This is a genomic window from Pseudarthrobacter sp. fls2-241-R2A-127 (assembly GCF_030209355.1).
In the GTDB taxonomy this organism is placed as follows: Bacteria; Actinomycetota; Actinomycetes; order Actinomycetales; family Micrococcaceae; genus Arthrobacter.
The window spans coordinates 1-20826 of record NZ_JARVSF010000010.1; the positions used below are offsets into that span (position 1 = coordinate 1).

15 protein-coding genes and 1 tRNA gene are annotated in these 20826 nt (G+C 65.7%); 5 read left to right on the top strand and 11 right to left on the bottom strand.

Features of this window, described 5'->3' with window-relative positions; genetic code table 11:
* Positions 1–79 precede the first annotated feature (79 nt).
* The 4 genes from QRN53_RS08185 to QRN53_RS08200 all read left to right on the top strand — a co-directional run bounded on the left by QRN53_RS08185 (position 80) and on the right by QRN53_RS08200 (position 4422).
* Entirely contained in the window at positions 80–1051 is a 972-nt protein-coding gene (locus QRN53_RS08185; protein WP_285243521.1) for a PfkB family carbohydrate kinase, read from the top strand.
* A gap of 64 nt (positions 1052–1115) precedes the next feature.
* Positions 1116–2576, top strand: a complete 1461-nt coding sequence (locus QRN53_RS08190; RefSeq protein WP_285243522.1) for an extracellular solute-binding protein — start codon at positions 1116–1118, stop codon at positions 2574–2576.
* Entirely contained in the window at positions 2573–3502 is a 930-nt protein-coding gene (locus tag QRN53_RS08195) for a carbohydrate ABC transporter permease (RefSeq protein WP_285243523.1), read from the top strand. Before QRN53_RS08190 ends, QRN53_RS08195 begins: the two co-directional genes overlap by 4 nt.
* Before the next feature lie 8 nt (positions 3503–3510).
* A complete protein-coding gene (locus QRN53_RS08200; RefSeq protein ID WP_285243524.1) occupies positions 3511–4422 on the top strand; it encodes a carbohydrate ABC transporter permease in 912 nt (303 codons plus the stop codon).
* A gap of 563 nt (positions 4423–4985) precedes the next feature.
* On the opposite strand, the gene QRN53_RS08205 is transcribed toward QRN53_RS08200, so the two are convergent.
* Positions 4986–5067, bottom strand: a tRNA-Leu gene (locus tag QRN53_RS08205).
* 202 nt (positions 5068–5269) lie between these two features.
* Here QRN53_RS08205 and QRN53_RS08210 point away from each other — a divergent pair.
* Positions 5270–5875 carry an ANTAR domain-containing response regulator gene (locus QRN53_RS08210; RefSeq protein WP_009358190.1) on the top strand — a complete coding sequence of 202 codons (606 nt, stop codon included), beginning with the start codon at positions 5270–5272 and terminating at the stop codon, positions 5873–5875.
* Between the two features lie 146 nt (positions 5876–6021).
* Here QRN53_RS08210 and pyk read toward each other — a convergent pair whose 3' ends face one another.
* The 10 genes from pyk to QRN53_RS08260 all read right to left on the bottom strand — a co-directional run bounded on the left by pyk (position 6022) and on the right by QRN53_RS08260 (position 20768).
* On the bottom strand, positions 6022–7512 hold the full coding sequence (gene pyk / locus QRN53_RS08215; RefSeq protein ID WP_285243525.1) for a pyruvate kinase: 1491 nt from the start codon (positions 7510–7512) through the stop codon (positions 6022–6024).
* A gap of 64 nt (positions 7513–7576) precedes the next feature.
* Complete coding sequence (locus QRN53_RS08220) at positions 7577–9034, bottom strand: glutamate synthase subunit beta (RefSeq protein WP_285243526.1); 1458 nt, start codon at positions 9032–9034, stop codon at positions 7577–7579.
* Positions 9027–13640: a glutamate synthase large subunit gene (gene gltB / locus QRN53_RS08225; RefSeq protein ID WP_285243527.1), complete on the bottom strand. Its 4614-nt coding sequence runs from the start codon at positions 13638–13640 to the stop codon at positions 9027–9029. Before gltB ends, QRN53_RS08220 begins: the two co-directional genes overlap by 8 nt.
* 260 nt (positions 13641–13900) lie before the next feature.
* Positions 13901–15076 (bottom strand): prolipoprotein diacylglyceryl transferase, encoded by a 1176-nt coding sequence (lgt, locus tag QRN53_RS08230; protein WP_285243528.1) that lies wholly within the window; start codon positions 15074–15076, stop codon positions 13901–13903.
* A 3-nt stretch (positions 15077–15079) separates the two neighbouring features.
* On the bottom strand, positions 15080–15892 hold the full coding sequence (trpA, locus tag QRN53_RS08235) for a tryptophan synthase subunit alpha (protein ID WP_285243605.1): 813 nt from the start codon (positions 15890–15892) through the stop codon (positions 15080–15082).
* A gap of 11 nt (positions 15893–15903) precedes the next feature.
* Entirely contained in the window at positions 15904–17223 is a 1320-nt protein-coding gene (gene trpB / locus QRN53_RS08240; protein ID WP_285243529.1) for a tryptophan synthase subunit beta, read from the bottom strand.
* 125 nt (positions 17224–17348) lie between these two features.
* Positions 17349–18170, bottom strand: a complete 822-nt coding sequence (gene trpC, locus QRN53_RS08245; RefSeq protein ID WP_285243530.1) for an indole-3-glycerol phosphate synthase TrpC — start codon at positions 18168–18170, stop codon at positions 17349–17351.
* The gene (locus tag QRN53_RS08250; protein ID WP_285243531.1) at positions 18170–18457 is read right to left on the bottom strand and encodes an HGxxPAAW family protein; all 288 of its coding nucleotides are present in this window, start codon (positions 18455–18457) and stop codon (positions 18170–18172) included. Before QRN53_RS08250 ends, trpC begins: the two co-directional genes overlap by 1 nt.
* A gap of 104 nt (positions 18458–18561) precedes the next feature.
* Positions 18562–19206, bottom strand: a complete 645-nt coding sequence (locus QRN53_RS08255; RefSeq protein WP_285243532.1) for a Trp biosynthesis-associated membrane protein — start codon at positions 19204–19206, stop codon at positions 18562–18564.
* Positions 19206–20768: an anthranilate synthase component I gene (locus QRN53_RS08260; protein ID WP_285243533.1), complete on the bottom strand. Its 1563-nt coding sequence runs from the start codon at positions 20766–20768 to the stop codon at positions 19206–19208. Before QRN53_RS08260 ends, QRN53_RS08255 begins: the two co-directional genes overlap by 1 nt.
* Positions 20769–20826: the final 58 nt, after the last annotated feature.

Genomic DNA, 20826 nt, shown 5'->3' on the forward strand with positions numbered 1-20826 from the left:
GTCCTCTTATTGCGTCAAATCGATCCCCGTGTCATCAACCTGCCGGGGCAGTACACCTAGCCCTGCCCGGGAGACAACCATGGAATACCTTGGAGCAGCACGACGAGATGCCCACCAGGCCCTGGACGCCGTCGTTGTCGGTGAAGCGCTGATCGATGTGGTCACCACACCGAACAGCCGGGTGGAGTACCCCGGCGGGTCGCCGGCCAACGTCGCCTACGGCCTCGGGCTGCTGGGCGTCCCCACGGGCCTGCTCACCGCCATCGCACCCGATGCACGGGGAGTTTCGATAGAAAATCACCTCCGCCGGGCAGGAGTGACTCTTCTGCCCGGTTCAAAATTTCTTGACCGCACGGCGACAGCCACCGCAACCCTCGGACCCGACGGATCAGCCGAATACGACTTCGACATCCGCTGGGAGCTGCAGGCAGCAACGCCTGCCTATTTCCCCAAAATCCTCCACACCGGTTCAATAGCAACCTTCCTGAACCCCGGGGCCGGTTCCGTCAGAACCCTCCTCGAACGGGCCCACCGGCATTCCACCATCACGTGCGACCCGAACATCAGGCCATCCCTGCTTGGCAGCCATTCAGAAGCGAAGGCAACCTTCGAAGACATCGCCGCCCTGACCGACGTCGTCAAACTCAGCGATGAGGACGTCCACTGGCTGTACCCCTCGAAAACACTGGAAGAAGCCGCTGGGCACATCCTCCGGCTGGGCGCAGGGCTGGCGGTGATCACTACCGGCGCCGCCGGCTCACGGTTCACTTCCCTGTCGGCGAGCATCACTGTTCCCGCAGTCACAGCGACCGTGGCGGACACCATCGGTGCCGGCGACTCCTACATGGCCGCACTCATCCTGGGCCTCCTTACGCGAGGCACCGAAGGATTTGCCCCCGCCGTCATGGAGCAGCTGGGACGCACCGCCGCCGCAGCAGCGGCCATCACCGTCCAGCGCGCCGGAGCGAACCCGCCTACCCTTGACGAACTGACATCTGCTGTCGGGGCACCGACCTCCGCGCCCCAAGCTTTCGCGTTCGATCAGGTGTAAGAGAAGCAACCCTGCGGACAACAAAAGCACCGGACCCCGTTTACTCTGTTAGGAGGAGCCGATAATGACGTCCGAAAAGACACGGGGGCAACCAGCCCCTTCGCATTCGCTGCGGCCCAGCGGCAGGTTCGCACAGCTTAGCCGCCGTTCCATGCTGGGCCTGACCGGGATCGCCGTGGCGGGAGCCACCGTGGGCGCTTGGCCGCGGCTGACCGGTGCTGACATCCCGGGCCGGGGCAGCAAGGCCTTGAACATCGCCATCCTTGGGACGGCGGCGGATGCCGCGGGCCGCCAAGGCCTGATCCAGGCCTTTACCGCCGCGCATCCAGACATCCCCGTGCAACTGCAGGCGATTCAGGGTGCGGACTGGAAAGACTTCTTTTCCAAGATCCTCACCATGGTGGCCGCGGGAGCGCCGCCGGATGTCGTCTATGTCGCCACCGAAGGCGCCCAGTTGTTCGCCGACAAACTCGCGGAGCCGTTGGACAGTTTCGTCCGCCGGGACGCTGCGGCGATGCGTGATTACTTTAACGACGTCCATCCCAGCTTGCTGGAAGCCTTCATGTACCAAGGAAGCCTGTACCAACTTCCACTGGACTGGAACGCGGCCAACATGTACATGAACACCACCACCTTTGCCCAAGCCGGGCTTGACCGGCCCAAGGACGATTGGACGAAGGACGACTTCGGCGCCACCCTGAAAGCCCTTCGCAAGGCCCGGCCAGCTGATTTCACCCCGTACTACTGGACCAACCGCCTTTTTGGCGGGGTCGTGCCGTGGCTCTACGCCAACGACACCAGCTTCCTGTCCGAAACGAAGGCACCGGGCGGGGACTGGCTGTGGGACGCCTTTTACCCGTCCGACCCTGCCCGTGGGATCCGGGGCGGCGGGTATCAGTGGCTGGCTCCGAACGCCGAGGACGGGCGGGTGATCGAAACATTCGACTATTTGCGCGAACTGGTGGCCGAAGGACTGGGCGTGCGTCCCGAGTCCGGGGGCGGAAACGCCTTGGTGGGCCTGTTCGGCAACAACCGCATCGGCACCACCCCCGCAGGGGGATACTGGGCGCAGGGTCTGCACGAGGCCGGGATGAGTGCCGATCAATTCGACGTGCAGTTCTTCCCGCGCTGGCGGACCCAGCGACATCAGTTCGGCGCTGCCGGCTACGCGATTATGCGCACGGCGAAGGACAAGGATGCCGCGTGGGAGTGGGTGAAGTTCTGTTCTACGCGTGAAGCGATGCAGCTGGCCATTCCCAAGCCGAACACCACGCCGACCCGCCGTTCGATGGTCAACGAGTCCTTCTACGCCGCCACCGGGCCTCGGCACTGGAAAGTCTTCTACGACACCTTGGACAGATTCCCCACCTCCGGCCCGATTCCCGCCCCGCCCCAGCAGGCCGCCGTCGAAACTGCCCTGATGAAGAACGTGTCCACCGCGGTCAGCGGCAGCTCCGCCGACGTCCGGACAGCGATGGGCAACCTGCAGCGCGACCTCGAACTGGCTCTGAGGAGGAACTCATGACTGCCGCATCCACCGCCCAGGGGCGAACAGTGAAACCGCTGGCCGTAAAGCGCTCCCTTGTGGAGCGCTGGCTGGCGAGGATTTTCCTGGCTCCCACCGTGCTGGGGATGGCCCTGTTTACGTTCCTGCCGATCATCGCATCCTTGGTCCTGGCTTTCTTCCGCTGGGACATCATTTCGGCGCCACAGTTCGTCGGTTTCGCCAACTTCGCTTCACTGGCAGAAGACCCCACCGTACGCGTGTCCTTCCTCAACACCGTCGTGTTCGTCGTTGTCGCGGTCATTCTTCAGCTGGGCATCGCGCTCTGCCTGGCATCCATGCTGCAGGCCCGGATGCCATCCTGGCTGAGGGTGTTCCTCCGCTCCACCTTTTTCTTCCCGCTGGTCCTGTCCGCCGCGTCCGTGTCCATCTTCATGCGGTATATGTTCAACGAACAGTTCGGCGTCGTGAACTGGCTTTTGTCACTGGTCGGGATTCCCGCTGTGCCGTGGTTGACAAGCCCCGCGGCATCGGCCGCCGTCGTTGTGCTGGTCTACGTCTGGCAAAACTTCGGCTTCTCGTTCCTGCTGTTCCTCGGCGCGCTCACCAACATCCCGAAGGAACTCCACGAAGCGGCGAACCTTGATGGCGCCGCAGGCTGGAAGCAGTTCAGCAACGTGACGCTTCCACTCATCAGCCCCACGGTGCTCGTGGCCTCGGTCATGGCCATCATCAGCGCCCTGCAAGTCTTCGACCAACCGTATGTCCTGACCAACGGCGGCCCCGGCGATTCCACCCGGACAGCCGTCATGGTGATCTTTGAATCCGCCTTCCAGCAACTGGAGTTTGGCAAAGCCTCAGCCATCGGTCTGGTACTCACCGTGCTGATCCTTGCCGTCACCGCTCTCCAGTTCCGCCTTAGCCGCCGCTTCGTGTTCTACCAGTGAGGTCCCCCATGCCCAGCCACACCCTGCAGACCGGGACCGGCAAGCATTCCGGTTCCACCACCGACACGCCCACCACCCCCAAGCCTTACCGGACACGCCGGCTGCCCGCAGCCAGCACCGTCGGCAGATACACGGCGTTGGCCGTGGCAGCGGCGCTGACCCTCGGCCCTGTCCTGTGGACCTTGTCCACGTCGCTGCGGACGCCGTCGGCATCCTTCAACCTGCCGCCGTCCTTCCTGCCCGTCAACCCTGACTTCACCGCTTACCAGGAGGTGTTCCAGCAGATCAATGTCGGCCTCCTTGTCCTGAACAGCGCCCTGGTAACGGGGCTGATCGCACTTGGGCAGATGGCATCGGCGACCCTGGCCGGCTACGTCTTCGCCCGCCTGGATTTCCGCGGCAAGAACGCCGTCTTCTCGCTGGTCCTGGCCACCATGATGGTCCCCGTACAGGTCACTATCGTCCCGGTGTTCATGCTGATCCGCGGCATGGGCCTGTCCGACACCCTCCTGGCCTTGATCCTGCCCGCCGTCCCCACGGCATTCGGCACCTTCCTGTTGCGCCAATACTTCCTGGGCCTGCCGAATGACTTCGCGGAAGCGGCCGCGCTGGACGGTGCCGGACCCTGGCGGATCTTCCGGTCCATCTATGTTCCTTTGGCCGTCCCCGGCATGGCCATCGTTGGGATCCTGGCCTTTAACTTCCATTGGAACGAGTTCTTCCGGCCGCTGATCCTCACCATCAGCGAACAGAACTTCACCCTTCCCCTCGGCCTGGTCACGCTTCAGGGGAACCTCGGCACGGGCAGCATTTCCGTGGTTCTCGCCGGCGTAATCCTGTCCATGCTGCCGGCCCTGGTCGTCTTCATCTTCGGCCAACGGACTCTGCGGGAAGGCCTTACGGCCGGCGCCAGCAAATAGGGCAGATGTTGTAGACAGGAACACGTCCCCGGGGTGCATCATCTCGGAATGGCAGGGCGAGTAGCTCCCGTGAGTTGGTGGTGCGGTCAGCCCAGCGGACGGTAGATGCAGCAACCATGGCTGCTGCAAGGGCCGGCGGGACGGCGCCGGCGCGGGACAAAACGAGCGCGAAAAAGGCCGATAGACCAAATATAAGTGTCGACAATGTCCCCACCCCCTTAGGCAGGACAATGGCGAGCTCGGCTCCCTGCGTCGCCCTAAATTCGCCTATCTTGTATGTCCTTGCACCAAGCTAAAGGCACTTCATGTCGTTCCCACTCCCCCGGCGAATGAATAGGCGTAGGCAAACTGCGGCCCACCCAACAAAACTGGAACGAGGACGCGCATACCGCCAGCTCATCAGTCGGAAGGCCCACAAGCCAGGGCCCTGGACCCGCCACCCACACAACTGAATAGGTCACCGCGGGGCCAGGCCACAGCCCGCGACCCAATCCGTGAGGCGACGCGACCACAAGCTTTGTCAACACGTTAAAGCAAAAACCCCTCTGACGAGGGGTTATGCGTGCCCGAGGTGGGACTCGAACCCACACACCTTTCGATACCGCATTTTGAGTGCGGCGCGTCTGCCAATTCCGCCACTCGGGCGCGGAATACATGGAGTGAAAGTACGCCCACAGCTGACTGTGAGCAACGCGATCGCTTCACGTACGCGGAATTACTCTACATGCAGATAGGCTGAATTCCAGAATCGCGCCGCCGTCGCCGCAACCGAACCCCTGCAAGCCAAGTACAGCCGCGGTGGCACCTAAGATAGTGATGTCCCGCCGTACCTTTTCAAGGAGATCCCGTGACTGAACAGACGGAGTCCAAGCCCACGTCCCAGCCGGCGCGCCGCGTCATTGTGGCAGAGGATGAAACCCTCATCCGCCTCGACATCATCGAGATCCTGCGCGGTGAAGGCTATGACGTTGTGGGTGAGGCGGACAACGGCGAGAAGGCCGTCCAGCTCGCAGAAGAACTGAAGCCGGACCTGGTCCTCATGGACGTCAAGATGCCCGTCATGGACGGCATTTCCGCGGCCGAGAAGATCGTCAAGGCCCGCATCGCCCCCGTGGTGCTGCTCACCGCCTTCAGCCAGAAGGAACTGGTCGAGCGTGCCCGGGACGCCGGCGCCATGGCCTACGTGGTGAAGCCGTTCACCCCCGCAGACCTTATCCCGGCCCTGGAGATCGCCCTCTCCCGCCACGAGGAAATCAAAGCCCTCGAGAGCGAGGTTTCCGACCTCCAGGAGCAGTTCGCCACCCGCAAGCTCGTGGAGCGCGCCAAGAGCCTGCTGACCACCAAGATGGGCCTGACGGAGCCGGAGGCCTTCCGCTGGATCCAGAAGACCTCCATGGACCGCCGCCTCAGCATGCGTGAGGTCGCCGAAACCATCATCAACCAGGTCAACTAGCCTGCGGGCAGGCCCCGGAGGAAGTACGACGCCGGCCCTGCCACCAACAGTTGGGCAGCCCACCAAAGCGCCCGCTCACCGCAGAAGCAAAGCAAAGAACCCCCGCCAACCGGCGGGGGTTCTCTGCTTTATCCGAAGACTGGGGCCTAGGCCTTCTTCTTCTTTTCCGGCCAGGGGCCGAGCTTTTCCTTGTTGCTGCTGACTTCACCGGCGCGGGTGGAGTCGGCCAGGTCGCCTACCTTGTGCACCTTCAGCGAGTTGGTTGAACCGGCCTTTCCGGGAGGGGACCCGGCAGCGATGACCACCAGGTCACCGTCCTGCACCAGGCCCATTTCCTCGAGACTGCGGTCCACCTGCGCCGTCATGGCGTCCGTGTGGTCCACCATCTGCACCAGTACCGGCTGAATGCCCCAGGTGAGCGCCATCTGGTTCCAGACCTGCTCCACCGGGGTGAACGCGAAGACCGGCTTGATGGGCCGCAGGCGTGACAGGCGCCGGGCGGAGTCTCCGGACTGGGTGAACGCACAGATGTACTTGGCGTCCAGCTGGTCGGCGATTTCGACGGCGGCACGCGTGATGGCGCCGCCACGGGTCTTGGGCTTGGTCCCCAGCGGGGGGACGCGCTCCAGGCCGTGGACCTCGGTGGATTCGATGATCCGGGCCATGGTCTTGACCGTTTCGATCGGGTACTTGCCCACGCTGGTCTCGCCGGAGAGCATGACGGCGTCGGCACCGTCAAGGACGGCGTTGGCGCAGTCGGAGGCCTCAGCACGGGTTGGGCGCGGGTTATCGATCATCGACTCGAGCACCTGGGTGGCCACGATGACCGGCTTCGCCCAGCGGCGGGCGAGCTCGATGGCGCGCTTCTGCACGATCGGCACTTCCTCCAGGGGAAGCTCCACACCCAGGTCGCCACGGGCCACCATGATCGCGTCGAACGCGTCGATGATCTCCGGCAGCTGCTCAACAGCCTGCGGTTTTTCGATCTTGGCGATGACCGGCACGCGGCGGCCTTCTTCATCCATGATCTCGTGCACGCGGGTGATGTCTGACGCGTCACGGACGAAGGACAGGGCTACCAGGTCCACGCCGCGGCGCATCGCCCAGCGGAGGTCGTCCTCGTCCTTTTCGCTCAACGCGGGAACGTTGACGGCCACGCCCGGAAGGTTGATGCCCTTGTTGTTGGACACCATGCCGCCCACCGTTACCTCGGCGACCACCTTGACGTCGTCGACCTCGATGGCACGCAAAGCCACCTTGCCGTCGTCGATCAGGAGCGCGTCCCCCACCTTGACGTCCTCGGTGAGGCTCTTCAGGGTGGTGGAGCAGATCTCCTGGGTGCCGGGAACGTCCTCGGTGGTGATGGTGAAGATGTCACCTACGGCGAGGGCGTGCGGGCCGTCTACGAAACGGCCCAGGCGGATCTTGGGGCCCTGCAGGTCGGCCATGATGGCCACGGCCTTGCCCAGGTCCGATGCCGCCTTGCGGACGTTTTCGTAGGTGTTGTCATGCACGGTGTAGTCACCGTGGCTCATGTTCATGCGGGCGACGTCAACGCCGGCCTCCAGCACAGCCAGGGTGTTCTCGTAGCTGGCAATTGCCGGGCCAAACGTAGCCACAATTTTTGCGCGTCTCATATACCTACCCTATTGGTCTCTTGCATTGGTTAAGTTGTCGGCGAGGTGAACCCTCGATGCACCCCTAGAGGACGGCGATGGCGCGGTCCGTCGGTGCGACGGGAGCGGGAAGGATGGTGCTTCCCATGAGGTACTTGTCCACGGCTGCCGCGGCGGCACGGCCTTCGGCGATGGCCCACACAATCAGGGACTGCCCGCGGCCGGCGTCACCGGCGACGAACACACCTTCGGTGTTGGTCATGTAGTAGCCGTCGCGGGCCACGTTGCCGCGCCCGTCGAAGTCGGCGTGCACCTGGTCGGTGATGCCGGCAGGCTCTGCTCCGGTGAACCCCAGGGACAGGAACACGAGGTCGGCGGGAATGATCCGCTCGGTGCCGGCCTTGGGGAGCCGCTTGCCATCCACGAACTCGGTTTCGGCTACCTTGACGCCGGTGAGCTTGCCGTTTTCGCCAACGAATTCCACGGTGGACGCGAGGTAGGTGCGTTCGCCGCCCTCCTCATGGGCGCTGGCCACTTCGAAGAGGTTGGGGAACGTAGGCCACGGCTGGTGGCTGGCGCGCTCGGCCGGCGGCTGCTTGCCGATAGCAAGGGTGGTGACGGATGCTGCCCCGTGCCGGTGGGCGGTGCCGAGGCAGTCGGCACCGGTGTCACCGCCGCCCAGGATGACCACATGCTTGCCATTGGCGTGGATCTGGTGGTCGATGGTTTCCCCGGCCACCACGCGGTTGGCGGGTACCAGGTAGTCCATGGCGAAGTGGACGCCTTCCAGGTCCCGGCCCGGGATGGGCAGGTCGCGCGGGACGGTGGCACCGGTGCAAACTACGACGGCGTCGTAGCGACGGCGCAGCTGCTCCCAGGTCACGTCGGTACCCACGGCCACGCCGGTCCGGAAGCGGGTGCCTTCGGCCTTCATCTGCTCGACGCGGCGGTCCACCTGCTCTTTTTCCATCTTGAAGTCGGGGATGCCGTAGCGCAGCAGGCCGCCGATCTTGTCGTCCCGTTCGTACACAGCAACGGTGTGGCCTACCCGGGTGAGCTGCTGTGCGACAGCCAGGCCCGCCGGGCCGGAGCCGACCACCGCAACGGTCTTGCCGGTCAGGCGCGTGGGCGGCAGCGGGTTGACCCAGCCGTTCTCGAACGCCTCGTCGATGATCGAAACTTCAACCTGCTTGATGGTGACGGCAGGCTGGTTGATCCCCAGGACGCAGGAGGCCTCGCACGGCGCCGGGCACAGGCGGCCGGTGAACTCAGGGAAGTTGTTGGTGGCGTGCAGCCGCTCAATCGCCTCCTCCCCCTTGTCCCGCCACATGAGGTCGTTCCACTCGGGAATGAGGTTACCCAGTGGGCAGCCCTGGTGGCAGAACGGAACGCCGCAGTCCATGCAGCGTCCGGCCTGCGCCTTCAGGACGCCTTTTTCCTGCGCCTCGTAGACTTCCTTCCAGTCCATGATGCGCACGGGAACAGGACGGCGCGGCTGGGTTTCACGCTGGCGTACTTTCAGAAATCCGCGTGGATCAGCCACCGGTCACCTCCAGGATTCGAGACCATACTTCTTCGCCATCGGGGTCAAGGCCCTCTTCGATGGCGTCAAGTCGGGTTTGCAGCACAGCCGCGTAGTCGCGCGGCAGCACCTTGGTAATGCGGGCAACGGTGTCGTCGAAGTTCTCGAGGAGCCGCGCCGCCAACTGGGACTCGGTTTCCTCGATGTGCTTCACCAGCAGCCCGTGGACAATGTCGCGGTCCTCGGCGTCGAGCTCGCGCAGCTGCAGCTCGCCGGAGTCCAGGGCCTGCTTGTTGACGCGGGTGGTCCGCAGGTCCAGCACGTAGGCGGTGCCGCCGGACATGCCCGCGCCGAAGTTGCGCCCGGTGCGTCCCAGGATCAGCGTCTGGCCGCCGGTCATGTACTCGCAGCCGTGGTCGCCGATGCCTTCGACGACGGCCGTGGCACCGGAGTTGCGGACCAGGAAGCGTTCGCCCACCTGGCCCCGCAGGAACATTTCGCCACTGGTGGCACCGTAGCCGATGACGTTGCCGGCGATGACGTTGGTCTCCGCCTTGAAGACGTTGGTCCGGTCCGGGCGGACGATGATCCGGCCGCCTGACAAGCCCTTGCCCACATAGTCGTTCGAGTCGCCGAAGAGCCGCAGGGTGATGCCCGCCGGCAGGAACGCGCCGAGGGACTGGCCGGCAGTACCGTTCAGCGTGATGTCGATCGTGTCCGTGGCCAGCACATCGGTGCTGAAGGTCTTGGTGACAACGTGCCCCAGCATGGTGCCAACGGAACGGTCGGTGTTGATGACGTCCACGTTGATCTTCACGGGGCTGCGGTCCGTCAACGCCTCGGTGGCCATGGTGATCAGCCGCTGGTCGAAGTGCTTGTCCAGCTCGTGGTTCTGGCCGGTCATGTTCCGCAGCGGCGCGTCGTCGTCAAACTCCAGGCCATGCAGGATCGGGTCCAGGTCCAGGCCGTCGGCCTTCCAGTGGTTGACCGCGTCGCGGGCATCCAGGACCTCGGCGTGGCCAATGGCCTCTTCGAGGCTGCGGAAGCCAAGCTCGGCCAGGATTTCGCGGACTTCCTCGGCCAGGAACTCGAAGAAGTTGACCACGAACTCCGGCTTGCCGCTGAAGCGGGCGCGAAGCTCAGGGTTCTGGGTGGCAACGCCCACCGGGCAGGTGTCAAGGTGGCAGACGCGCATCATGATGCAGCCTTCCACCACGAGCGGAGCGGTGGCGAAGCCGAATTCCTCGCCGCCCAGCAATGCGGCGATGACAACGTCGCGGCCGGTCTTGAGCTGGCCGTCAACCTGCACCACCACGCGGTCGCGCAGGCCATTGAGCATCAGCGTCTGCTGGGTCTCGGCCAGCCCGAGCTCCCACGGGACACCGGCATGCTTGAGCGAGTTCAGCGGCGAGGCGCCGGTTCCGCCGTCATGGCCGGAAACCAGTACGACGTCGGCCTTCGCCTTGGTCACGCCGGACGCCACGGTGCCGATCCCCACTTCGGAGACAAGCTTCACGTGCACCCGTGCGGACGGGTTGGCTCGCTTGGCATCGTAGATCAGCTGCGCCAGGTCCTCGATGGAGTAGATGTCGTGGTGCGGGGGCGGGGAGATGAGCCCGACGCCGGGGGTCGAGTGGCGGGTGCGGGCCACCCACGGGTAGACCTTCTGCGCCATCAGCTGGCCGCCTTCGCCGGGCTTGGCACCCTGGGCCATCTTGATTTGGATGTCGTCGGCGTTGGTCAGGTACAGGCTGGTGACGCCGAACCGGCCGGAGGCGATCTGCTTGACCGCGGAGCGGCGCTTGGGGTCGAGCAGGCGCTCCACGTCCTCGCCGCCTTCACCGGTGTTGGACTTGCCGCCCAGCTGGTTCATGGCGATGGCCAGCGTCTCGTGGGCCTCCTGGGAGATGGAGCCGTAGCTCATCGCACCGGTGGAGAACCGCTTGACGATGCTGGAGACCGGCTCCACTTCCTCGAGCGGAACGGAGGGACGCTCGTTCTTGAACTTGAGCAGCCCGCGCAGGGTCATCAGGTTGGTGGACTGGTCGTCAACGCCCTTGGTGTAGGCCTTGAAGATGTCGTAGCGACGCTCACGGGTGGCGTGCTGCAGCCGGAAGACGGTCTCCGGATTGAACAGGTGCGGCTCACCGTCGCGGCGCCACTGGTACTCGCCGCCGCCCAGCAGGGGCCGGTGCGGCTGCTCGATGCCGCCTTCCGGGTACGCCATCTGGTGGCGCGCGGACACCTCTGCAGCGATGACGTCCAGCCCCACGCCGCCCAGCTGGGAGTGCGTGCCGGCAAAGAACTCGTCCACCAGTTCCTGTCCGAGGCCCAAGGCCTCGAACGTCTGGGCACCGGTGTAGGAGGCAACAGTGGAGATGCCCATCTTGGACATGATCTTCAGGACACCCTTGCCGAGGCCCTTGATCAGGTTGTAGACGCCGTCCTGCGGCGTGACCCCGGTGACGTCGCCCGCGGCGATGAGCTGTTCCACGGATTCCATGGCCAGGTACGGGTTGACGGCGGAGGCGCCGTAACCGATCAGGACGGCCACGTGGTGCGTCTCGCGGACGTCGCCGGCCTCGACCACCAGGGCGGTCTTGGTGCGGTTGGCGCTGCGCAGCAGGTGGTGGTGCACGGCGCTGACCAGCAGAAGGGACGGGATCGGCGCCCACTGGGCGTTCGAGTCACGGTCCGAGAGCACGACGTACTGGACGCCACGGTTGATGGCACCGGAGACCTGCTCGCAGATCTCGGTGAGCCGGGCGCGCAGGGCGTTCTCGCCGCCTTCGGGGCGGTACAGTCCGCGGACCTTCATGGCCACGCGGTTGCCGTCAGCGTCCTCGATGTTGGCGATCTTGGCGAGCTGGTCGTTGTTGATTACCGGGAACGGCAGCTGCACCTGCGGCTGGCGCACCCGCTTGGTATCCAGCAGGTTGCCGTTGGGTCCGATGGCGCACGTCAGGGACGTGACCAGTTCCTCCCGGATGGCGTCCAGCGGCGGGTTGGTTACCTGCGCGAAGGACTGCACAAAGTAGTCGAAGAGCAGCCGGGGGCGCTTGGACAGCACCGCCACCGGGGTGTCGGAGCCCATGGCGCCCAGTGGTTCTGCGCCGGTGCGGGCCATCGGGCCCAGGAGAATCTTCAGTTCCTCGGTGGTGTAGCCGAAGGTGCGCTGGCGGATGTTCACGGACGCGGCGGTGTGGACCACGTGTTCGCGCTCGGGCAGCTCATTGAGGTCGATCAGGTTGTCCTTGACCCACTCGGCCCACGGGTTGGCCGCGGCGACTTCGGCCTTGACCTCTTCGTCGTCGATGATGCGGCCGGCCTCGGTGTCCACCAGGAACATCTTGCCCGGGGACACGCGGCCCTTCTTGACCACCTTGGAGGGCTCGACGTCGATCACGCCCACCTCGGAGGCGAAGACGATCAGGCCGTCTTCGGTGATCCAGAAGCGGCCAGGGCGCAGGCCGTTGCGGTCCAGCGTGGCACCCACCAGGTTTCCGTCGGTGAAGGAGACGGCGGCAGGGCCGTCCCACGGTTCCATCAACAGCGAATGGTACTCGTAGAACGCGCGCCGTGCCGGATCCATGGTGGCGTGGTTTTCCCACGCCTCGGGGATCATCATCATGATCGAGTGCGTGATGGGGCGGCCGGAGAGCCAAAGCAACTCGGCTACCTCGTCAAATGACGCGGAGTCCGACGCGCCCGGGGTGCAGATGGGGTACAGCTCTTCGGGAGAGTCGCCCAGCAGCGGGTTAGCCAGCTGGGACTGGCGGGCCCGCATCCAGTTCCGGTTGCCCTTGACGGTGTTGATTTCCCCGTTGTGGGCGATGGTGCGGAAGGGCTGCGCCAAAGGCCAGGACGGGAACGTGTTGGTGGAGAAGCGCGAGTGGACGATCGCGAGCTTGGTCTTGAAGCGCTTGTCCGAGAGGTCCGGGTAGAAGGGCTCCAGCTGCGCGGTGGTCAGCATGCCCTTGTAAACGATGGTCCGGGAGGACAGCGAAGGGAAGTAGACGCCGAATTTGTTCTGGGCGCGCTTGCGGATCCGCCACGCACGGGAGTCAAGTTCGTTGCGGTCCAGTTCCTCACCGCTGGCGGAGGCCAGGAAGGGCTGGGAGAAGTAGGGCATGCAGGCACGGGCCATGGCGCCCACGAGGTCGGCGACAACCGGGACCTCACGCCAGCCGAGGACCTTCAGGCCTTCGTCGGCAGCAAGGCCCTCGATGCCTGCCTTGGCTGCGTTGGCTTCACGCTGCTCTGCCGGCAGGAATGCGGTGCCGGCCACGTACTGGCCGGGGCCCGGCAGCTCGAACTCGGTGACTGCCCGGAAGAACTCGTCCGGGATCTGCATGAGCAGGCCTGCGCCGTCGCCCGTTCCCTCGTCGGCACCCACGGCGCCGCGGTGTTCAAGGTTGCGCAGGGCAGTCAGGGCGGCGTCGACAATGTCGTATCCGGGCTCGCCGCGCAAGGTGGCGATGATGGCAAGGCCGCACGCGTCTTTTTCCTGCTCGGGGTTGTACAGCCCGGCAGCCTCCGGCATGGCGGCGAAGCGCTTGAACGGCGACAGTGCAGTCTCAGGCTGCTCCGGTTCGGACCAGCTGGGAGTGTGAAGAGTTTGGGTCATGGGAGACGTCCTTCCTCCTGATCGTGCGTATGGAAGGGACACCGTTGGCCCCACTCGTCGGCGCCGTTGCAGGGGCACAACAAAGTGTTGATTACTGGAAATTGTAGGTCAGCGCAGCCTGCTGAACTAACGGTTACGCAGGCACCTGCCCGGGGCTTCATCCGGCAGCATCTCTTTACTGCCAGGATGGGCCCCATGCCACGACATTGTGGTTTCGGGCCCTTCGAGCGGTGGCTCTGCTGCCCTGCCTGGCCGGCCTCCTACTTACCGGCGCCGGCCTCCGATGCGGGTCCTGTGGCTGTGCTGCCGGAAGTTCCGGAAGCCGTGGCATCCGTGCCAGGCGTGAAGCCTGCCGGAGCCGCCGCGGGTTCTTCCGTGGGGGCGGAAGCATGCCGGGAACCGCTTTGGTTACCTGGGAGATTACCACGCGAATCACTATCTGAGACAACAGTGTCCGGATCACGGACTTCCTGCTCGTCTTCCGCCGGGGCTCCGGCCACGGCCGCTTCGCCCGCCTCGTGCGGTTCCCGGCCCGGCAGGTACACGCTGTCCGGTTCCGGCCGGCCCTTCAGGCCGAGCAGGAGGAATGCGATCAGCGCCGCCAGGAACACGAAGATGCTTGTCCAGACGTTGAGCCGGGTAGTAATGCCCAGGATGTTGATTTGTTCGGCGTCATCGATGCGCATGGCTTCGATCCAGACGCGTCCCAGCGTGTAGTACATGGCGTACAGCCAGAACAGCCGGCTCCGCCGGAAGTTGAAGCGCTTGTCCAGGGCCAGCAGGATGAGCACGCCGGCCACGTTCCAGAGCGATTCGTAGAGGAACGTGGGGTGGAAGAGGGTGTCCGCAGGCATGCCGGCCGGGAAGTTCGGGTTGTTGGGGTCGATCTGCAGCCCCCACGGCAACGTGGTGGGGCCGCCGAAGAGTTCCTGGTTGAAGTAGTTGCCCCACCGGCCCAGCGCTTGGGCCAGGAGCAGGCCGGGAGCGGCCGCGTCGACGAAGGCGCTGAGCTTGACGCCGCTGCGGCGGCAACCGATCCAGGCACCGACCGCGCCCAGGACGACGGCGCCCCAGATTCCGAGTCCGCCACGCTGGATCTGTGGGATCAGCGAGAGGTCTCCGGTCCCGTTGAAGCCGGGGCCAAAGTAGGCATCCGGTGACGACACCACGTGATACAGGCGCCCGCCGATGATGCCGAAGGGAATGGCCCAGATGACGATGTCCCACACGCTGCCTTCGGGGGCGCCGCGCTTTGCCCACCGGACGGAGGTCAGCCACAGGCCAACCACAATTCCGGCCAGGATGCACAGCGCATAGGCGTGGATCCGGAGGCTGCCCCACGGCAGGGGGATGTCGAAGCCGGACCAGCTCGGGCTGGGGATGCTGCCAGGCATCAGGGTGGGTGCCAGGGCGGCTGCCTGGATCAGTGCCTGCATGGGTTATGCCCCGTCCGTGGTGTGCCCGGCTTCCGGCGCCAGGCCGGTGCTGAGGTCCTTGGTGAGGGCGGCGACGGCGTCCACTCCCCCGTCGCGGAGGGCAGCGACCAGGGCGGTGCCCACAATGACGCCTTCGGCGTACTCGGCGATTTCCCGGACCTGGCCCGCGGTGGAAACTCCGAGGCCCACGCAGACGCGCTCCGCTCCGGCGTCGTGCGCGGCGGCCACCACGTCCTTGGCGGCAGTACTGACGGACGTGCGGGCACCGGTGACGCCCATGATGGAGACGGCGTAGACGAACCCTCGGCTCGCATCCACGGTCCGCTGCATGCGCTCGGCGGTGGAGGACGGGGCAACCAGGAACACCCGGTCCAATCCATATTTGTCAGACGCTGCCATCCACTCGGTGGCCTCGTCCGGAATCAGGTCCGGCGTGATGAGCCCGGCTCCCCCGGCCTCGGCCAGTCGGCGGGAGAATTCGTCCACGCCCATGCGGACTACGGGGTTCCAGTAGGTCATGACCAGGACGGCGGCGTCGGTCTTGCTGGTGATGCCGGCGACGACGTCGAAGACCTGCTTGACGTGGAAGCCGTTGGCCAGCGCCTCGGTGGTGGCGGCCTGGATGACCTGGCCGTCCATGACGGGATCGGAGTAGGGGATGCCGATCTCGATCAGGTCGGCGCCGTTCTCCGCCAGGGCAATGCCTGCGGCGATCGTGTCCTCGACGTTGGGGTAGCCGGCGGGGAGGTACCCGATCAGTGCCGAGCGGCCCTGGGCGCGTGCCCGGTCAATGGCTGCTGCTGACTTGCTGGTCATCTCTGCGTGGTTCACAGCTGCTCCCCCTCTTTGCCGATTTCCGATTCGGCGGAATTCTTGTCCAGCAGGTCGAACCATTCGGCTGCGGTGGCCACGTCCTTGTCGCCGCGGCCGGAAAGGTTGACGATGATGATCTTCTCCGCTGCGGTGGCTGGGTCCTCGGCGGCAAGCCGCTGGCCCACCTTGATCGCGCCGGCCAGAGCATGGGCGGACTCGATGGCGGGAATGATGCCTTCGGTCCGGCACAGGAGGCGGAAGGCTTCCATGGCTTCGGTATCGGTGATGGGCTCGTAGCTGACCCGGCCGATGTCCGAGAGGTAGGAGTGTTCCGGTCCGACCCCGGGGTAGTCCAGGCCTGCGGAGATGGAGTGCGATTCGACGGTCTGTCCGTCGTCGTCCTGCATCAGGTAAGAGCGGGCGCCGTGCAGGACCCCGGGCTTGCCCAGGGAGATGGTGGCGGCGTGCCGGCCGGTCTCCACGCCGTCCCCGCCGGCCTCGAAGCCGTAGATCTTCACGGAAGGGTCATCAAGGAAGCCGTGGAAGATGCCGATGGCGTTGGATCCGCCGCCGATGCAGGCACAGACGGCGTCGGGGAGCCGGCCTTCCTGTTCCAGGATCTGGGCACGGGCTTCGTCCCCGATCACCTCGTGGAAGTAGCGGACCATGGCGGGGAACGGGTGGGCCCCGGCAGCGGTTCCGAGCAGGTAGTGGGTGTTGGACACGTTGGCCACCCAGTCCCGGAGGGCGTCGTTGATGGCGTCCTTCAGAGTCTGCGATCCGCTGGTTACCGGGATCACCGTGGCCCCAAGGAGCTCCATCCGGGCAACGTTCAGGGCCTGCCGGCGGCAGTCTTCGGCGCCCATGTACACCACGCACTCCATGCCCATGAGGGCGGCCGCGGTGGCGCTGGCCACGCCGTGCTGGCCGGCTCCGGTTTCGGCGATGATCCGGGTCTTGCCCATCCGTTTGGCGAGCAGTGCCTGGCCCAGGACGTTGTTGATCTTGTGCGAACCCGTGTGGTTCAGGTCCTCGCGCTTGAGGAACACCCGCACTCCCCCCGCATGCTGGGAGAACCGCTTCGCTTCGGTGAGCAGCGACGGCCGGCCGGAGTAGTTCTTGTTCAGGTCGGCAATCTGGGCCCGGAATTCGGGATCGTCCTTGGCCTTGTTGAACGTTTCCTCAAGTTCGTCCAGGGCGGCGATGAGGGACTCGGGCATCCACCGGCCACCGTAGCTGCCGAAGTACGGCCCCGGCGCGTGGCGGAGGGATCCGCCCTGCAGGAATGCTTCGGCGGTGTTGTTCTCAGCGTTCCCTGAGGGTGCGTCGGCCATCAGTCCCGTCCTGTTCCAAGTTGATCGGTCAAAGTGTGCTGTCCCGGCCTGGGCCGGATCGGTGGTTGCATTGCGGAACCGGCCGGCACCGGCCGGCCCCGCAATGCAGGGTGTGCCTGGTGCCGTCAGCGGCGCGTTGCGATCGCGGCGGCACCGGCGGCAGTGAATTCGGCGAGTCGTTCCCTGGGAGTCGCGTGGCTCACCAGGGCTTCGCCCACCAGTATGGCGTTGGCGCCGCTCGCGGCGTAATGCGTGACGTCGTCGGCGTCGCGGACGCCCGATTCGGCGACCACCACTGCCTCGCCGGGGATCAGGCCCGCCAGTGAAGCAAACACTGAACGGTCGACGTCGAGCGTCTTCAAATTGCGCACGTTGACGCCGATGATCCGTGCGTTGGCCGCCACGGCACGCTCGATCTCCTCTTCGGTGTGCGTCTCCACGAGCACGTTCATGCCCAGTTCGGCGCTGAGGGCACTGAACTCGGTGAGCTGGGCGTCGGAGAGTGCGGCAACGATCAAGAGGACGAGGTCGGCGCCGTGGGCACGGGCTTCCCAGATCTGGTACTCGTCAAGGGTGAAATCCTTGCGAAGCAGCGGGACGTCGACGGCGGCGCGCACGGCATCGAGATCGGCCAGCGACCCGTTGAAGCGGCGCTGTTCGGTGAGGACGCTGATGACGGCCGCGCCGCCGTCGGCGTACTGCCTGGCGAGCGATGCCGGATCCCCAATGCTGGCGAGGTCTCCCTTGGAGGGGCTGCGGCGCTTGATTTCCGCGATGACTTTGAGCTGTTCCCGGGTTGGGGAGGTGCCGCCGAGTGCCGCCCAGGCGTCGCGCGCGGGCGCGGCTGCCCGGGCCCGGTCCTTCAGCTCAGCCAGTGAAACGAGCCGCTTCCTGGCCTCCATGTCCTCCCGGACACCGGCATTGATGTCGTCGAGAACAGTTGCCATCAGTGGCCGGAGTTCTTCAGCTTGCTGCCTTCGACTCCGTAGCCTGCCTTGCGCATGACGTAACCGAGGATCAATCCGATCACCATGACCACGGCCCCGCCGATGAAGATGGGGGTGCTGGCGATAACGAACGCGATGGCTGCGATGAGTGCGCCGACGAGCATGACGATGACGCAGGTCCAGGCGGCCGGGCTGTTGCCGTGGCCAAGTTCCTGGCTGTGGTCAATGACGCCGGGGGCTACCGTGCGGGTGCCTGACGTGGAAACGGACGCAGGTGCTTTGCTCATGGAAATCTCCTCAGGATGGATACTGCTTACATTCTGCCATTTTTTGGCTGCCGCCCGCGTACCGCGAGGCGTCCTGCCGGTTCCGGCGCCGGCTGCGGCAGCGCTCAGGTGGGGTCGTCGCCGCGCGAGAGCCGGTCCCAGCTGTCGATCTCGTCCACAGGTCCGGCCGGGGCGGCCGACCCCGTGGCGGCCGGCGCGTCATATTTGGTGCGCGCCTTCCAATGCCGTGACGCGGGAATGATCAGCAGGCCGGCCAGGGCCAGGAGGCAGCCGGCGACGACGGCGAGGGCCGGGAAAGCGGTGAGCTCGACGTGTGCCTGGCTGCCGGAGACACCGGTAGCGGTGGCAATGCTGCCCTGCGCCGCTGCCAGCGGATCAGCGAGGACGGTGGCGGCAGCGGTCACGACGCCGGCCGAGGCAAGGACGATGATGGCTGTGATGACCCACCGGGCGATCCTGCCGGCGATGGACGCGGCAAGTCCGCCCGCGAGGGCCACCAGGGCCAGGGCGGTGACGGTGGTGGCCGCCTTGCTCCCCTGCACGGGCAGGACGCTTTGTGCGGCGCCTGCCTGGTTGGGATCAAGGGTGGCGGTCATCCACGTCTGGGTTGTGGTGCCGAATGCGGCCAGGGCCACGACCGTGATCAGAAGCACCAGCGTGGACTTGCGGGCCCATACCGGCGTGATCCGGGTCTTCCCGGTCCTGCCAACTTTTCCCGTGCTGCCGGCAGCCAATCCCGAGTCAGCCATTACTGCTCCGCCCGGCCGGGGAGTGATTCCGCGGAGATGTTGTGCAGGGAACCGGCCGTGTGGACAGCGCGAAGCGGGGCGGCGGCTTTGTTGACGGTCTCGAGGGCCTCCGTGGGGTTCACGGAATCAGCCACGATCCCGCCGCCGGCCTGGACGTACGCCCGGCCGTCGCGGATCAGCGCCGACCTGATGGCGATGGCCATGTCCATGTCGCCGGCGAAATCGAGGTACCCCACCACGCCGCCATAGATGCCGCGGCGGTGCGGTTCGAGTTCGTCAAGGAGCCGCAGGGCGCGGGGCTTGGGCGCACCGGACAGGGTACCGGCCGGGAAGGTCGCCTTCAGGACGTCGTAGGCCTTGGCCTGCGGCGCCAGCCGGCCCACCACGGTGGACACCAGGTGCATGATGTGGCTGAAACGCTCCACCTCCATGAACTGGGTGACGTCCACGGTGCCCGCCACACAGACCTTTGAGAGGTCGTTGCGGGAGAGGTCCACCAGCATCAGGTGCTCGGCACGTTCCTTCTGGTCCGCGAGCAGTTCCTCGGCGAGGGCCTTGTCCGCTTCCACGGTCTTCCCGCGTGGACGGGATCCGGCGATGGGGTGGGTGATGACTTCCTCACCGGTGACCGTGACCAGGGCTTCGGGCGAGGATCCCACGATGGAGTACTCACGGCCCTCGGCGTCGGCCAGGCTGAAGATGTACATGTAGGGGCTGGGGTTGGTGTTTCGCAGTACGCGGTACACGTCCAGCGCCGAAGCCCGGCATTCCATTTCGAACCGGCGCGAGATCACCACCTGGAAGACCTCGCCGTCCACAATGGCTTCCTTGCCGCGGTCCAGCGCGGCCAGATACTCGGCCTCATCCCAGCGTTCCTGGACGCTGGACGCAAAATCCAGTGCCGCAGGTTCCAGCACGGAGACTGGCTGCGGCACGGGGGCGCTGATCTTTGCCAGGAGTTCCTTGACCCGGGCGACGGCGTCGTGCCAGGCCTCATCCACGCGCTCGGAGCTGTTGTCGAAGTTGATGGCGTTGGCAATAAGCAGGACCGTGCCGTCAACGTTGTCGTGCACGGCCATGTCGGTGACCAGGTTCAGCGCCATCTCCGGCAGCTGCAGGTCGTCCTCGGGCGGGCTGACCAGCCGTTCCCAGTGCCGGACGGTTTCCCAGCCCAGGAACCCCACCAGGCCGGAGGTGAAGGGCGGGAGTCCGTCGAAGCGGTCGGTGCGGAGGGCGTCGATGGTATCGCGGACGGCATCGACGGGGCTGCCGCTCACCGGGACACCGGCGGGCGGTTCGCCCAGCCAGTGGGCCTGTCCGTCCTTGGTGGTCAAGGTGGCGCGGGACCGGGCGCCGATGAAGGAGTAGCGGGACCAGGCGCCGCCCACGGCCGCGGATTCCATCAGGAAAGTTCCGGGCTGGCCCTGCGCGAGCTTGCGGTACAGGCCGATGGGTGTTTCGGCGTCAGCCAGCACCTTGAGCCTGACGGGGATGACGCGGCTGTGGCCGGCGAGCTCCCGGAATTCCTCGAGGCTTGGGCTGATGGTTCCAAGGTCCTGCATGGCTATGCTTGTCCGCCTGTTCTTCGAAAGGGCCGGCCGTGCCGGACACCTTGAGTGT

What these genes read in the sequence shown, in the direction of transcription:
- trpC (WP_285243530.1), bottom strand. Translation starts at nt 18,170, where the DNA reads ATGGCAACTGTTCTCGACGACATCAATGCCGGTGTCCGGGAGGACATG.
- QRN53_RS08250 (WP_285243531.1), bottom strand. Translation starts at nt 18,457, where the DNA reads ATGAGCAAAGCACCTGCGTCCGTTTCCACGTCAGGCACCCGCACGGTA.
- QRN53_RS08260 (WP_285243533.1), bottom strand. Translation starts at nt 20,768, where the DNA reads ATGCAGGACCTTGGAACCATCAGCCCAAGCCTCGAGGAATTCCGGGAG.
- pyk (WP_285243525.1), bottom strand. Translation starts at nt 7,512, where the DNA reads ATGAGACGCGCAAAAATTGTGGCTACGTTTGGCCCGGCAATTGCCAGC.
- QRN53_RS08185 (WP_285243521.1), top strand. Translation starts at nt 80, where the DNA reads ATGGAATACCTTGGAGCAGCACGACGAGATGCCCACCAGGCCCTGGAC.
- QRN53_RS08195 (WP_285243523.1), top strand. Translation starts at nt 2,573, where the DNA reads ATGACTGCCGCATCCACCGCCCAGGGGCGAACAGTGAAACCGCTGGCC.
- QRN53_RS08255 (WP_285243532.1), bottom strand. Translation starts at nt 19,206, where the DNA reads ATGGCTGACTCGGGATTGGCTGCCGGCAGCACGGGAAAAGTTGGCAGG.
- QRN53_RS08190 (WP_285243522.1), top strand. Translation starts at nt 1,116, where the DNA reads ATGACGTCCGAAAAGACACGGGGGCAACCAGCCCCTTCGCATTCGCTG.
- lgt (WP_285243528.1), bottom strand. Translation starts at nt 15,076, where the DNA reads ATGCAGGCACTGATCCAGGCAGCCGCCCTGGCACCCACCCTGATGCCT.
- trpA (WP_285243605.1), bottom strand. Translation starts at nt 15,892, where the DNA reads ATGACCAGCAAGTCAGCAGCAGCCATTGACCGGGCACGCGCCCAGGGC.
- gltB (WP_285243527.1), bottom strand. Translation starts at nt 13,640, where the DNA reads ATGACCCAAACTCTTCACACTCCCAGCTGGTCCGAACCGGAGCAGCCT.
- trpB (WP_285243529.1), bottom strand. Translation starts at nt 17,223, where the DNA reads ATGGCCGACGCACCCTCAGGGAACGCTGAGAACAACACCGCCGAAGCA.
- QRN53_RS08200 (WP_285243524.1), top strand. Translation starts at nt 3,511, where the DNA reads ATGCCCAGCCACACCCTGCAGACCGGGACCGGCAAGCATTCCGGTTCC.